The organism is Streptomyces broussonetiae, from assembly GCF_009796285.1.
Taxonomy (GTDB): Bacteria; Actinomycetota; Actinomycetes; order Streptomycetales; family Streptomycetaceae; genus Streptomyces; species Streptomyces broussonetiae.
This window is the reverse complement of the sequence record NZ_CP047020.1, coordinates 4,291,035-4,305,187: the sequence shown is the minus strand read 5'-3', so window position 1 is coordinate 4,305,187 and position 14,153 is coordinate 4,291,035. Positions and strand designations below refer to the sequence as shown.

Below are 14,153 nucleotides of genomic sequence, written 5' to 3'. Positions count from 1 at the left end.
CTCTGCCCCCGCGGATCCCCCCACCTCCGCCAAATCCACCGAGTCCGCCAAGTCCACCGGATCCCCCAAGTCCACCGGATCCACCAACTTCATCCGATCCGTCGGCCCCGTCCGATCTGTCAACCGCGTCCGATCCGTCGGTCTCATCGGATCTCTCGGTCTCATCGGATCTCTCGGCCCCATCGGATCCCTCGGCCCCATCGGATCCCTCGGCTTCGCCGACGACGTCCTCGTCGGCCGAGCCGCCGCGGGCCGGGCATGACGGATACTCGTGGGGGATCCGCTCGTGCGGCAGGCGTATGCGGCGGGGCGGCTGCGGCTGCATGCAGGGACCTTTCGCGCCACGGCAGCCGCCGGTCTCCGGCTGCACCCTTGCGATCACCCTGTGTCGGCAGGGCAAGGGACGCGCGCTGAAGGAGACCGATCGTGGGAAAGCCGGACCGCACGCGGGTGAATCCCGGCCCAAGATGAATGTGGTTCAGGTCACAGTGAATCTTTTCGCGGGCGGGAAATAACCGGGGACCCGTTCCCCGTTTAGCCCTGTGTCCGAGCGAAACGGGGACAGCTTCCCCGGATCGCGACTTCGCCCCTCCCCGGGGGCGCCCATCGCTTCGAGTTCGAGGAGTACGCCGTGTCGACCGCGACCGCTTCCCCACCGCGCAAGGTGCCCCGGCCCCGGGCCGACGCCGTGCGCAACCGGGAGCGGATCGTCACTGCCGCCCGGGAGATGTTCGTCGAGCACGGCCCGCACGTGCCGCTTGACGACATCGCCCGCCGGGCCGGCGTCGGCAACGCCACGGTGTACCGCAACTTCCCCGACCGTGAGGCCCTCGTCCGCGAGGTCGTCTGCTCCGTCATGGACCGTACGGCCGAGGCGGCCGAGGTGGCCCTCGCCGAGACCGGGGACGCATTCGCCGCACTGGAGCGCTTCGTGCACGCGTCCGCCGACGAGCGGATCAGCGCGCTGTGCCCGATGATCTCCAGTGCGTTCGACCAGAACCACCCCGACCTGGAAGCCTCCCGCGAGCGCCTGGAACGGCTCGTGGAGGAGGTCATGGGCCGGGCCGCGGCGGCCGGGCAGCTCCGGCCGGACGTAGGTGTCGGCGATGTGATGATCGCTGTGGCGCAGCTGAGTCGGCCCCCGGCCGGCTCGGACTGCCTGCACAGCGACCGGTTCGTCCACCGTCTTCTTCAGCTGTTCCTCGACGGCCTGCGGGCGCCCGCCCGTTCCGCCCTGCCGGGCGAGGCCGTGACCTTCAAGGAGCTGCGCAAGCCCTGACCGATCCGCTGCGCAAGCCCTGACGATCCGCTACGCAAGCTCCGGCCCATCCGCCGTGCAGGCTCCGTTCGTTCGGCGGACTGCGCAGGCCCTGACCGATTAGTTCGGCTTACGACCCGAGTCCACCTCTCGCACCGTCCGTCCACCTGCACCGTTCGGTTTCCGTTTTTTCGCTGTACTTCGGTTTTTCCAACGAAGCTTCCGTCACTTCTTCCGTCACGAAAGTCCCGAAGTGGGTAACCCCATGTCCGAATCAGCCCTCAAGGCTCCCCGCGCCGCCGCCCCGGGTGGCGACACCAACCGCTGGAAGGCGCTCGTCTTCATCGCGCTCGCCCAGCTGATGGTCGTCCTCGACGCCACCATCGTGAACATCGCTCTGCCTCACGCCCAGACCGACCTCGGCATATCCGACGGCAACCGGCAGTGGGTCGTCACGGCCTACGCCCTCGCCTTCGGCGGTCTGCTGCTCTTCGGCGGCCGTATCGCCGACAAGTGGGGCCGCAAGCGCGCCTTCGTCACCGGCCTGGCCGGCTTCGCCCTCGCCTCCGCGCTCGGCGGCGCCGCCACCAGCGGCCCGATGATGTTCGGCGCCCGTGCCCTCCAGGGCGTCTTCGGCGCCCTGCTCGCACCGGCCGCGCTCTCCCTGCTCGCGGTGATGTTCACCGACGCCAAGGAGCGCGCCAAGGCGTTCGGCATCTACGGCGCGATCGCCGGCGGCGGCGGCGCCGTCGGCCTGATCCTCGGCGGCTTCCTCACCCAGTACCTGAACTGGCGCTGGACCTTCTTCGTGAACATCCCGTTCGCCATCGTCGCCGCGGCCGGCGCCTACTTCGTCATCCGTGAGCCCGAGGGCGGCCGCAACCGCGCCCCGCTCGACATCCCCGGTGTGATCCTGTCCTCCCTGGGCCTGATCGCGCTCGTGTACGGCTTCACCCGCGCCGAGTCCGACGGCTGGGGCGACTCCGTGACCGTCTCGATGTTCGTCGCGTCCGCGGTGCTGCTGCTCGCCTTCGTGATCGTCGAGTCCCGGGTCAAGACCCCGCTGCTGCCGCTGCGCGTGGTGACCGACCGCAACCGCGGCGGTATCTACCTCTCCCTCGGCCTCGCGATCATCGGCATGTTCGGCCTGTTCCTCTTCCTGACCTACTACCTGCAGGTCGTAAAGGGCTACTCGCCGGTCAAGACCGGCTTCGCGTTCCTGCCGATGGTGGCCGGCATGATCACCGGCTCCACCCAGATCGGCACCCGCCTGATGACCCGGATCCCGGCCCGCTTCCTGATGGGCCCCGGCTTCCTGGTCGCCGCGCTCGGCATGCTGATCCTGACCCAGCTGAAGATCGACTCCTCGTACGGCACCCAGCTGCTGCCCGCGATGGTGCTGCTCGGCCTCGGCATGGGTACGGCGTTCATGCCGGCGATGTCCCTGGCCACCCAGGGCGTCCAGCCCCGGGACGCCGGTGTCGCCTCCGCGATGGTCAACACCTCGCAGCAGGTGGGCGGCGCGATCGGCACCGCCCTGCTGAACACCATCGCCGCCTCGGCGACCACGTCGTACATCAAGGGCCACATCGCCACTGCGGCCGTCAGGCCGCAGCAGGAGCTGGTCAAGCTCCAGGGCATGGTGCACGGCTACAGCACCGCGATCTGGTTCGCCGTCGGCATCCTGGCCCTGGCCTCGCTGATCGCCTTCACCTTCGTCAACGCCGGCCGCCCGGGCTCCACCCCGGTGGCCTCCGGCGAGGGTGTCGAGGACGAGGTGCCGGTGCCGGTGGTGGCCCACTGACGGCGACCGGTGACCCACTGATGGTGACCTCTCGGTGACCCCTTAGCGGAGCCAGGGCAGGTCCGCACCCGCTTCGTTGGGCTGGAGGCCCTCGGCGACGATCTCCATGATCTCGCCGAGGGCCTTCTGCTGTTCCGGGGAGAGCCGGTCGAACATCGCCTGCCGTACGGCGGCCACATGGCCCGGCGCGGTGCGCTCGAGCACCTCGAGCCCCTCGTCGGTGAGTACCGCGAACTGGCCGCGCTTGTCGGAGGGGCAGTCCTCGCGGCGCACCCAGCCGTTCTTCTCGAGGCGGGCGATCGCGTGCGACAGCCGGGAACGGGTGATCTTCGACCTCATCGCCAGCTCGGTCATCCGCAGCCGCCGGCGCGGCGCCTCGGCGAGGCCGACGAGCAGGCCGTAGTAGATGTGCGGCATACCTGCGTCGCGTTGCAACTGCCGGTCGAGGTGGTCCTCCAGCAGGGTGGTGGCGTGCATGTACGCGCGCCAGACGCGCTGTTCCCCGTCGGTGAGCCAGCGGTGCTGTGCGGCAGCGGGGCCGGGAGCCGTGTTCATGTGTCCCACTGTACGAGGCATCTCCTTGAAACTTGAACAACTCGGTCGTATGCTCTGCGAAGAGCTTGAGAGTTAAAGCAACCTCTCGCACCTTTGGAGCCGCCGCGATGTCCGCCACCGCCCAGGAGCGCATGCCCGCCCTGTACCTCAGTCATGGCGCCCCGCCGCTCGCCGACGATCCCGTCTGGCCCGGCCAGCTCGCCGCCTGGTCCGCGGAACTGCCCCGACCCCGGGCGATCCTCATGGTCTCCGCCCACTGGGAGGAGGCCCCGCTCGCCCTCGGTGCGGTGCGCACCGTCCCGCTCGTCTACGACTTCTGGGGCTTCCCCGAGCACTACTACCGTGTCCGGTACGCCGCCCCCGGCGCCCCCGAGCTGGCCGCGTCCGTGCGCAAGCTGCTGCGCGCCCCCGGCATCCCTGTCCAGGACATCCCCGACCGCGGCCTCGATCACGGCGCCTACGTCCCGCTCGTCGAGATGTACCCGGACGCCGACATCCCCGTGCTGCAGGTGTCCCTGCCCACCCTCGACCCGGTCCGCCTCATGGACATCGGCCGCAAGCTCGCCCCGCTGCGCGACGAGGGCGTGCTGATCGTCGGCTCCGGCTTCTTCACCCACAACCTCGCGGCCCTGCGCCACACCGGCAGCGGCGTGCCCGGCTGGTCCTCCGAGTTCGACGACTGGGGGCGGCGCGCCCTGGAGGCCCGCGACTGGGACGCCCTGCTGGACTTCCTGGACAAGGCCCCGGCCGGCCGTTACGCCCACCCGCGCACCGAACACTTCGCCCCGCTCTTCGTCACCATGGGCGCGGCCGAGGCGGGTGGCGAACTGGATGCGCAGAAGTCCGTGATCGACGGTTTCTGGATGGGCATGGCGAAGCGGTCGGTGCAGTTCGGCTGAGTCGGGCCTGGTCGTACCTGTTGGGCCCGGTCGTACCCGTTGGGCCCGGTCGTACCTGTTGGGCGTGGGCTTGTGTGCGGGCTTCGCCCGGTAAGGGTCGGATATGGCGTAGCTCTGGATTTGATGTGATTCCGCGTCCGTGGCAACCATTGGGGGGTGCGGGCCGTCTTCCGTGTCGGGAGGGCGGCCAAGGGCGGCACTCTCCCGGCTCGTCCGGAGTGAAGATCGCGGTGTTAAGCGTGACAGCCGTCTCATGAACGCACCGGTGTCGGATCGTCACGAGGGCGCCGAGAACATCCTCGACCCCCGGCCTGACCTGCGTCTCTGTGTGTTCCGGCGGCATCCTGTCCCCGTGCGGCGGAACAGGGTACTGCATGATCAGAAAAATTGAGGGGCGGGTTGGGAATTCTGTCCGGATTCCAGTCGTTGTTTCCCACGGATGCAGGGCACCGGAGAGAGTCGCAGGAGGACTCGGAAGGAGTGAGTCCCGGAGACGGTCCCCGGAGCCGAGCGTTCAAGGACCACCCGCCAGCCCTCCCCCGTTCTCGACTCCGCTCGAGCGGGGGACCCCAACGCAAGGGAGCACGCATGGCAACCCGTGCCGTCGCCCGTCGTCAGTCCGCCTCCGGCGAGACGGCCGACTCGGCAAGCAGTGTTCGCGCTCATGGCGGCGAGATCGCAGACCGCGACCTGGTCGGCATGTACCTCGACGAGATCGCGCGTACGCCGCTGCTCGACGCCGCAAAGGAGGTCGAGCTGTCCCAGACCATCGAGGCGGGTGTGTTCGCGCGGCAGGTCCTCGACGGCGAGGAGGAGTCCGCGACGGACGCCACCCGTGAGGAGCTCGAGGCGCTGGTCGCCGCCGGTGATCGGGCCAAGGACGTCTTCATCCGCTCCAACCTCCGTCTGGTCGTCGCGGTCGCCCGGCGCTACCCGCGCAGCGGTCTGCCCCTGCTTGACCTGGTCCAGGAGGGCAACGCCGGCCTGGTGCGCGCGGTCGAGAAGTTCGACTACCGCAAGGGCTTCAAGTTCTCCACGTACGCCACCTGGTGGATCCGTCAGGCCATCACCCGCTCCATCGCCGACCAGTCCCGCACCATCCGGCTCCCCGTCCACCTGGTGGAGGAGCTGGGCCGCATCCGTCGCATCCAGCGCGAGTTCAACCGTGAGAACGGCCGCGACCCGGAGCCCGCGGAGATCGCCGCCGAGCTGGGCTCGACCCCGGAGCGCGTCACCGACGTCCTCGACTGGGCCCGCGACCCGGTCTCGCTGAACATGTCGGTGGACGACCAGGGCGAGACCCAGTTCGGCGACCTCCTGGAGGACACCTCGGCGGTCTCCCCCGAGCAGTCCGTCCTGACCCTGCTCCGCAGCGAGGAACTGGACGACCTGATCGGCCGCCTGGACCAGCGCACGGCCTCCATCATCAAGATGCGCTACGGCATCGAGGACGGCCGCGAGCGCACCCTGACCGAGGTCGGCAAGGAGCACGGCCTGACCCGCGAGCGCATCCGCCAGATCGAGAAGCACGCACTGCTCGAGCTGAAGAAGCTGGCCCGGGACACCGGGTTCGACGCGGCGGCGTAGTCGGTATCGGCCGGCGGCATGGGGGCGTCTGCTGTGGTGGGGGTGAGCGGCGTGCGGGGTGTGCGTGGTTGTGGGCGTGCGATGCCCGGGACCGCGCACGCCGGTGGCGAAAGACGGCGCAAACATGGCGTGGTCCTGTCGCTTCAACGCCCGGGCCCGCGGGAACAACCCTTGCGGGCCCAGTGCCGGGCCCCGGGAACCGCGACCGCACTCCCCGATCGCGCCACCAAGCCACAGCGCCACGGTGCCACAGCGCCGCAACGCCACGGCGGACCCGTACCGCACCGAGACAGACCGCACCGAGACACACCGCACCGAGACGCACCGCACTGACACACACCGCATCGCAACAGATCGCCGCACTGCAACAGGCCGCCGCACCGCGACAGGCCGCACTGCGACACACCGCACCGCGACCGACCACAGCCACGCACCGCCCGGCGGGCATCGCACCGCGCCGGCCGTCCCCACGCGAACCACGTCCCGACGCACCATCCCCCCCGGCGCCGGGACTTCCCCAAGCCGGGCTCCGGCACCCATCCCCCCTGGGTGCCGGAGCCCGGCTCTCTTGTGCACGCGCTCGGGTCAACGCCCCTCCGCGGTATGCCTGTTCACGCTCACGCGGCCTGTGCGTGTGCGCGCAGCGCAGTGACCGTCCAGTCGATCAGGGGCGCCGTGGGTTCCGGGGCCGGCCAGCCGTTGACCAGGGCCAACAGCTGGAAGTAGCGGTCCCGGCGCGGATCACGCGCGGACTCCAGACGCCGGAGCAGCGAGGCGGTCGGCCCGCACCGGGCGAGCAGGGCAGCGACGACGGGCTCCGCCTGGGGCGCGTCGGGCCTGGTGCCGGCGGCGACGACGGGGCCGGCCAGCTCTCGGGCGAGGGCGACGGTATCCGGCCGCGGCGGACTTGAGACCCCCTGCCCGTACTCGCCGACCAGCCGCCGTACGGCCGCCCGGAACCCGTCGTCGAGGGCCAGTTCGGCCAACTCCAGCCAGGCCGCGACCTGTTCCCCGGTGGGATCGGCCGGCGGCTCGGGGGTCATGGAGCGACGGGCTGCGGCGGTCGCGGCGGCGGTGGCGTGGGTGCCGACGGGGGCGGAGCTGGGTGTGGGGTTCGCGAAGACAGTGTCCAGGAAGTCGTCGAACAGCCGTCGCCGTTCAGTCTCGGACAGGGTCGCCAACCGGTGCATGAGTTCTGCCTCCTCGAGGGTGGGTGCGCGCCCGGCTAAGGCCGACAGCACCGCCCGGCGCAGGCGCAATGCGCTGATCTGCACGTCCAGCGCGGCCACCTGCTCCGCGGCGATCCGGCCGAGCGCGGGCGGCCGGTCCAGGACCAGCCCGATCACGTCCAGACCCAGGCCCAGTTCGCGCAGCGCCCGTACGAGTGCCAGCCGGGCCATGGCGTCCGGGCCGTAGCGGCGATAGCCGGCCGCGGTGCGGTCCGCCGGTACGACGAGACCGCGGTCGGAGTAGAAGCGGATCGTCTTGACCGACAGCCCGGTACGCCGGGCCAGCTCACCGATCGAGTACAGGGTGCCGTCGTGCATGGGCCCACCTTCCGGTCTCCCGCTGGGGGAGACTCAAGTGTGCGTGCCGTGGCCGGAAGCAGTCGGGCGACCCCCCGTGTCCGGTGGTCCGGCTGATTGACTGGGCTGCATGTCGTCATCCGCGTTCGAGACAGCCAGGCCCGAGGCCGTCGCCTATCTCGACCGCCTCGCCGCGAGCGACCCCGGCCGGTCGTACAAGGGCCGCATGCTGGCGGAACTCGGCCTCCGGGCCGGGCACACCGTGCTCGACCTCGGCTGTGGTCCCGGCACCGATCTGCGGGCCCTCGCGGAGGCTGTCACCCCGGACGGTTGCGTCATCGGCGTCGACCACGACCCCGCCATGGTGGACGCCGCCCGCACACGCACCGCCGACCTGTCCGTGGTGGACGTACGGTCCGGCGACATCCACGACCTCGCGCTGCCCGACCGCCTCGCCGACCGGGCCCGTACCGACCGGGTCCTGCAGCACGTCTCCGATCCCCGGGCGGCGCTCGCCGAGATCCGCCGGGTCCTGCGGCCGGGCGGCCGGCTCGTCATGGGCGAACCCGACTGGGAGACCCTGGCAGTCGACCACCCGGACGGCGAACTGACCCGCGCCTACACCCGCCACGTGGCCGAACGCGTCGTACGCAATGCGGCCATCGGCCGGCAGCTCGCCCGGCTGGCGGCGGACGCGGGCTTCACCGTCCCGGAGGTCGTCCCCGTCACCCCGGTCTTCCGTGACGTGCAGGCTGCCGACCGCATCCTCGGCCTGGAACGCACCACGCGCCGCGCCGTCGCCGCCGGTTACTTCACCGAGGCGGGGGCGGAAGCCTGGCTGGGTCATCTCAGCCGGGGGCCGTTCCTCGCGACGGTCACCTTCCACGTGGTGGTGGCGGAGGCGTAGGCACACAGCGGTGGCGGTGGCGGTGGCAGGGGTGGCGTGGCCGCCGCCGGAACGTCCCCGATCGTCGGGGGAGGGTGCTGGAGCGGCGGCCCACCCCGTACCTGAACCCCGGGGTGGACCGCCGGATGGCAGATTCTGCCACATGGGCATAGCCTGCCGTGATGAGCACCACCCCCAGCGCCGCCCACCAGCCGTTTTCCGCCTCGGCGCCGGTCACGCTGACCGAACGCCGGAAGGCCGAGACCCGGATGGAGATCGCCCGGGCGGCGAGCGCCCTGTTCGTTCGCCAGGGCCTGCGGGCGACCCGCGCCGAGGACATCGCCCAGGCCGCGGGCATCGCACCCCGCACCTTCTACCGCTACTTCGCCACCAAGGAGGAAGCGGTCGCCCCGCTCTACGCCGCCGGCGCCCAGCGCTGGGCGGAAGCGGTCCGTACGGCGCCGGCCCACCTCGCGGTCCCCGAAGCTCTGGAACACGCCGTCCACCACACCCTCACCCCGGGCATCGGCGTCTCGGCGGCGTCCTGGGAATGGGTCCGGACCCTGATCCGCCTGGCCGACACCAGCCCCGCCCTGCGCAAGGTCTGGGCCGAGGTGTGCCAGGCGTCGGAGACGGTCCTGGGCGAGATCCTCGTGACCCGCTCGACGTCCACCGGACCCCGTCCGATCACCCCGGCTCTCCGCTTCACCGCGGCCGTCGCCGGCGCGGCCGTCCGCGTGGCCGTGGAGTCCTGGGCCGCCACCTCCGCCCCACCCAACGGCCCGGAGGGCCCCGCATCCCTGGCACTGCACAACCTCCACGCCTTGCGAAGCTTCGACTGGGGCGGCGAGGACTAGACCGCCCAGCGAAAGCCGGCTCCGACTCCGGCTCCGACAGTGACTCGGGCTCCGACCATGACCCGGGCTCCGACCATGGTGCCGACGCCGACGCCGACGCCGGGTCCGGCTACGACGCCGGGTCCTACTACGACTCCAGACCTCCGGCCCGGCTCAGCCGTCCACCCAACTCCCGTACGCATGCCACGAGTTCGTCAGGTCCCAGGGCCGTGAACTCGTACCCCGCCATCACCAGGCGTACCGCCAGCCACTGCACGGGGTCGCCCGAGGTGCCCCGGAGTACGCAACCGCCCTCGCCGTCGTCCTCCGGTGCCCCGAGCCATGCCGGCACCCGCGCGGCGACCTGCTCGGCCGGTGCGGCGAAGCGCACCGCGAACTCGTAGGTCTCCTGCCGCCGGTTGATGGACTGCCGCAGATACTCGGCGGCGTCCCCCGTCGGCAACTCCCGCGGCGCGAACCGCACTCCGGTCGCGAACGGCTCGCTGACCCGGTCCACCCGGAACGTGCGCCAGTCGGTGCGGTCGAGGTCGTAGGCGACGAGGTACCACCGCCGTCCCGTCGACACCAGCCGGTACGGCTCGGTCAACCGTCGCGACTCACCCCCTTCCCTGTCCCGGTAGGCGAACCGCAGCCGCTCGTGCCCCGCCACCGTCGACGCCATGACGGTCAGCGTCTCCGGCGCGATGCTTGCCCCGTCCCCGCTGGTCAGCGGCGTGGTCGCGGCCTGCAACGTGGACACCCGGTGACGCAGCCGGGCCGGCAGCACCTGCTCCAGCTTGGCCAGAGCCCGTACCGACGCCTCGTCCACGCCCGCCACCGCGTGCCCGGCACCGGCCCGCAGCCCGACCGCGATCGCCACCGCCTCCTCGTCGTCCAGCACCAGCGGCGGCATCGCTTTTCCCGCGACCAGCCGGTAGCCGCCGTCCGCGCCCTTCGTCGCCTGCACCGGGTAGCCCAGCTCCCTGAGCCGGTCGACGTCCCGCCGCACGGTACGGCGGGACACCCCGAGCCGATCGGCCAGCTCACCGCCGGGCCACTCGCGCGGGGTCTGGAGGAGCGAGAGCAACTGCAGCAGCCGGGCCGGTGTGTCGGTAGTCATACAGACGAGAATGCCGTACGACTAGGACACGATCTGACCTAATGGACTCCTAACTTGACGGACATGACCTCGACGGAACAGACCCTCACTCCTCGGCCGGGCCCGGACCACCGGCCGGCCTCCGCCGACCGGCGACGCTGGTTCGCGCTGGCCATCGTCATGACCGCAGCCTTCATGGACCTGGTGGACGTGACGATCGTCAACATCGCCATTCCCTCCATCCAGCGGGAGGCGGGGGCGTCGGTCAGTCAGATCCAGTGGATAACGGCGGGCTACGCCCTGGCCTTCGCCGCAGCGCTGATCACCGGTGGCCGCCTCGGTGACATCCACGGCCGCAGGCGCGTCTTCCTCATCGGTATCGGCGGCTTCACGCTCGCCTCCGCCCTGTGCGGTTTTGCCGTGAACCCGGACATGCTGGTCGCCTCGCGGATTCTGCAGGGCGGTATGGCGGCGATGATGGTGCCGCAGGTGCTGTCGATCGTGCACGCCACCTTCCCGGCCCACGAACGCGGCAAGGTGTTCGGTCTGTTCGGAGCGATCGTCGGCCTGGGCGCCGTCTCCGGGCCGCTGCTCGGCGCGCTGCTGACGGAGTGGAACCTGTTCGGCCTCGAATGGCGGCCCATCTTCCTCATCAACCTCCCCGTCGGTATCGCGGCCTTCCTCCTCGGCCGCCGTTTCATCTCCGAGTCCAAGGCCCCGAAGGCGCTCAAGCTGGACCTCGTCGGTGTCGCCCTGGTCTCGCTGGGCCTGCTGATGCTGCTCTACCCGCTCACCCGCGGCCGTGAGCTGGGCTGGCCGGTGTGGGGCTACGTCTGTATGGCCGGTGCGCTCGTCGTTTTCGCCGCGCTGGTGTCGTACGAAAAACGGAAGGCGGCCAGGGACGGTTCCCCGCTCATCGAACTGTCCCTCTTCCGGGTGAAGAGCTTCGCCGCGGGCATCGCCGTACAGACCGTCTTCGGCGTCGCGCTGGGCATCTTCTTCCTGGTCTGGACGCTGTACATGCAGATCGGACTGGGCTGGAGCCCGCTGCGGGCAGGGCTGACCGGGGTGCCGTTCTCGATCGCGGTGTCCGTGGCGGCCGGGATGTCGGTGCAGAAGCTGGTGCCGCGCTTCGGCCGCAAGGTGCTCCAGGCCGGCGCGCTGCTGATGGGCGCGGGCGTACTGCTCTACCTGTGGGAGGCCCACCGCTACGGCCTCGCCATCGCCTCCTGGCAGATGGCCCTGCCGCTGGTCGTGATGGGCGCCGGGATGGGGCTGATCGTCGCCCCGCTGACCGACGCGGTGCTCTCGGAAGTGCCGCGCGAGCACGCCGGTTCCGCGTCCGGGCTGATCAACACGGTGCAGCAGATGGGCAACGCGCTCGGCCTGGGGCTCGTGTCGGTGGTGTTCTTCGGCGAGATCGGCGACCGGCTGGCCCCGGTGCAGGTCGGCCCGGCCTTCGTGCATGCCTTCCAGCACGCGCTGTGGTGGGTCGTCGGGATCATGGGCGCGATCTTCCTGCTGATGTCCGCCCTGCCTGAGCGGCCCGCTCAGCATGCGGAGGACGTGGCGGCCGAGCCGGCGACCCCGGCGGGGGATCGGGAGCCCGAACCGGAGCTGGTCCCCTGAACCGGCACTGACCAGGCGCCGACCGGCACTGCGCAGACACTCACCAGGGACGACGAGGGCCCGGCACTGATCAGGTGTCGGGCCCCTGTGCTGCCTGCGCGTCCGTTCATGCCCGATTGAAGTCTGAACCTGTTTACTTTCCGGAAATCAGGGCGTAGCCTCGCGGTGAAACCACACGTTCGGGCATCAGTCAGAAGCGAACGGGCATCGAGGCGGAGGCAAGCGACATGTACGCACCGGAGCGGCAGCAGGAGATCCTCCGGCTCGCCCGTGACGGCGGCCGGGTGGACGTGCTGTCGCTCGCCGAGGAGTTCCAGGTCACGGCGGAAACGATCCGCCGCGATCTGAAGGCCCTCGACCGCGCGGGCCTGGTCCGCCGGGTGCACGGTGGTGCCATCCCGGTCGGCCGCCTCGACTTCGAACCGGACCTCGCCGAGCGCGAGTCCACCGCTGCCGACGAGAAGGACCGCATCGCCAAGGCCGCCCTCGCCGAACTGCCGACCGAGGGCACGATGATCCTCGACGCCGGTACGACGGTCGCCCGCGTCGCCGCCGCGATCCCGCTGGAGGCCTCCCTCACCGTCGTCACGCACAGCCTCCCCATCGCCGCCCGCCTCGCCGACCACCCGGGCATCCAGCTCCACCTGGTCGGGGGGCGCGTACGGCACCGTACGCGCGCCGCGGTGGACGCCTGGGCGCTGCGCGCGTACGGCGAGATCCGGGCGGACGTGCTGTTCGTGGCGGCCAACGGGTTCTCCGCCGAGCACGGTCTGACCACTCCCGACCTCGCCGAGGCCGCGGTGAAGCGGGCTGCTGTCGCGGCCGCCCGCCGCGTGGTGCTGCTGGCCGACTCCGCCAAGTACGGCCAGGAACACTTCGCCCGCTTCGGCGACCTGAGCGACGTGGACCTGCTGATCACCGACAGCGGGCTGAGCCCCGAAGACTCCGCCGCCATCGAACGCGGCGGCACGGAAGTAGTGCGCGCATGATCCTCACCGTCACCCCCAACCCGTCCCTGGACCGTACCTACGAGGTCCCCGCCCTGGAGCGCGGCGAGGTGATCCGCGCCACCGGCGAGCGCATGGACCCGGGCGGCAAGGGTGTGAACGTCTCGCGGGCGGTCGCCGCCGCCGGACAGCGCACGGTCGCCGTTCTGCCCCTCGGTGGTGCGCCGGGAGCGCTCATCGCCGAGCTGCTCGACGCGCAGGGCATCGAGGTCGCGCCGGTCCCGGTCGCCGGAGCCACTCGCTCCAACATCGCGCTCGCGGAGTCCGACGGGGTGCTCACGAAGATCAACGCCCCGGGCCCGGAACTGTCCGCGGAGGAGCAGGAACTCCTCTTGGACACCGTGCGTGCCCAGTCGCGTGATGCCGACTGGATCGCGTGCTGCGGCAGTCTGCCCCGGGGGCTCACGCCCTCGTGGTACGCCGATGTCGTCACGCGGGCGCATGCCGGGGGCGCGCGGATTGCCCTGGACACCTCAGGACGTGCGCTGCTCGAGGCGCTGCGCGCGCGGCCCGACGTGGTGAAGCCGAACGCCGAGGAACTCGCCGAAGCCGTCGGGCGTCCCCTGGCGACGGTGGGCGACGCACTCAAGGCGGCCGAGGAGGTGCGCGGCATGGGTGCGCGCGCCGTGCTTGCGAGCCTGGGCGCCGACGGGCAGCTCCTCGTTCAGGACGCGGGTGCCTGGTTCGCCCACGCGCGCGTGGACGCCGTCCGCAGCAACGTCGGCGCCGGCGACTCCTCCCTCGCCGGCTTCCTGATCGCCGGCGGCAGCGGCCCCGAGGCCCTGGCCTCCGCCGTCGCTCACGGCGCTGCCGCCGTCCAGCTCCCCGGCAGCGTGATGCCGACCCCTGCCGACCTGGACCCGGCGGCGGTGACCGTCACGGCCGAGATCCCGCTCGACCGCGTACTGACGGAGCCGGTGTCATGACCCCCCTCGCGCTCCGCGGCGTACGCCCCGGCGCCCGGCGACCGGGAGCGCACCCCGCACCCGCGCGCCCAGCCGCACCCATCCGGCCGGCCCCGAAGCGGCGAGACTCCCCGTTACTCGCCGCGGCCACCGGGCGTCACC

At 71.3% G+C, this 14,153-nt stretch carries 12 protein-coding genes; 9 read left to right on the top strand and 3 right to left on the bottom strand.

Annotated features, from left to right (window positions below):
- Positions 1–631 precede the first annotated feature (631 nt).
- Both GQF42_RS19840 and GQF42_RS19835 read left to right on the top strand, forming a co-directional pair.
- Complete coding sequence (locus GQF42_RS19840) at positions 632–1,279, top strand: TetR/AcrR family transcriptional regulator (protein ID WP_158921757.1); 648 nt, start codon at positions 632–634, stop codon at positions 1,277–1,279.
- A 244-nt stretch (positions 1,280–1,523) separates the two neighbouring features.
- Positions 1,524–3,062, top strand: a complete 1,539-nt coding sequence (locus tag GQF42_RS19835) for an MFS transporter (protein WP_158921755.1) — start codon at positions 1,524–1,526, stop codon at positions 3,060–3,062.
- Positions 3,063–3,104: 42 nt separating this feature from the next.
- Here GQF42_RS19835 and GQF42_RS19830 read toward each other — a convergent pair whose 3' ends face one another.
- Positions 3,105–3,617: a MarR family winged helix-turn-helix transcriptional regulator gene (locus GQF42_RS19830; protein WP_158921753.1), complete on the bottom strand. Its 513-nt coding sequence runs from the start codon at positions 3,615–3,617 to the stop codon at positions 3,105–3,107.
- A gap of 107 nt (positions 3,618–3,724) precedes the next feature.
- On the opposite strand from GQF42_RS19830, the gene GQF42_RS19825 reads away from it, so the two are divergent.
- Complete coding sequence (locus tag GQF42_RS19825; protein ID WP_158921751.1) at positions 3,725–4,516, top strand: dioxygenase family protein; 792 nt, start codon at positions 3,725–3,727, stop codon at positions 4,514–4,516.
- Between the two features lie 588 nt (positions 4,517–5,104).
- Entirely contained in the window at positions 5,105–6,103 is a 999-nt protein-coding gene (locus GQF42_RS19820) for a sigma-70 family RNA polymerase sigma factor (RefSeq protein WP_158921749.1), read from the top strand.
- A gap of 617 nt (positions 6,104–6,720) precedes the next feature.
- Here the strand turns inward: GQF42_RS19820 and GQF42_RS19815 are convergent.
- A complete protein-coding gene (locus GQF42_RS19815; RefSeq protein WP_158921747.1) occupies positions 6,721–7,650 on the bottom strand; it encodes a MerR family transcriptional regulator in 930 nt (309 codons plus the stop codon).
- Positions 7,651–7,759: 109 nt separating this feature from the next.
- Here GQF42_RS19815 and GQF42_RS19810 point away from each other — a divergent pair, with 109 nt between their 5' ends.
- Both GQF42_RS19810 and GQF42_RS19805 read left to right on the top strand, forming a co-directional pair.
- Positions 7,760–8,536: a methyltransferase domain-containing protein gene (locus tag GQF42_RS19810; RefSeq protein ID WP_158921745.1), complete on the top strand. Its 777-nt coding sequence runs from the start codon at positions 7,760–7,762 to the stop codon at positions 8,534–8,536.
- 248 nt (positions 8,537–8,784) lie between these two features.
- Complete coding sequence (locus GQF42_RS19805; RefSeq protein ID WP_158930350.1) at positions 8,785–9,372, top strand: TetR/AcrR family transcriptional regulator; 588 nt, start codon at positions 8,785–8,787, stop codon at positions 9,370–9,372.
- Positions 9,373–9,499: 127 nt separating this feature from the next.
- Here the strand turns inward: GQF42_RS19805 and GQF42_RS19800 are convergent, their stop codons facing one another.
- Complete coding sequence (locus GQF42_RS19800) at positions 9,500–10,471, bottom strand: helix-turn-helix transcriptional regulator (RefSeq protein ID WP_158921743.1); 972 nt, start codon at positions 10,469–10,471, stop codon at positions 9,500–9,502.
- Between the two features lie 63 nt (positions 10,472–10,534).
- On the opposite strand from GQF42_RS19800, the gene GQF42_RS19795 reads away from it, so the two are divergent.
- The 3 genes from GQF42_RS19795 (at position 10,535) to pfkB (ending at position 14,012) form a co-directional block, all read left to right on the top strand.
- Positions 10,535–12,079 (top strand): MFS transporter, encoded by a 1,545-nt coding sequence (locus GQF42_RS19795; RefSeq protein WP_158921741.1) that lies wholly within the window; start codon positions 10,535–10,537, stop codon positions 12,077–12,079.
- Between the two features lie 227 nt (positions 12,080–12,306).
- Positions 12,307–13,068 carry a DeoR/GlpR family DNA-binding transcription regulator gene (locus GQF42_RS19790; RefSeq protein ID WP_158921739.1) on the top strand — a complete coding sequence of 254 codons (762 nt, stop codon included), beginning with the start codon at positions 12,307–12,309 and terminating at the stop codon, positions 13,066–13,068.
- A complete protein-coding gene (pfkB, locus tag GQF42_RS19785; RefSeq protein WP_158921737.1) occupies positions 13,065–14,012 on the top strand; it encodes a 1-phosphofructokinase in 948 nt (315 codons plus the stop codon). Before GQF42_RS19790 ends, pfkB begins: the two co-directional genes overlap by 4 nt.
- Positions 14,013–14,153: the final 141 nt, after the last annotated feature.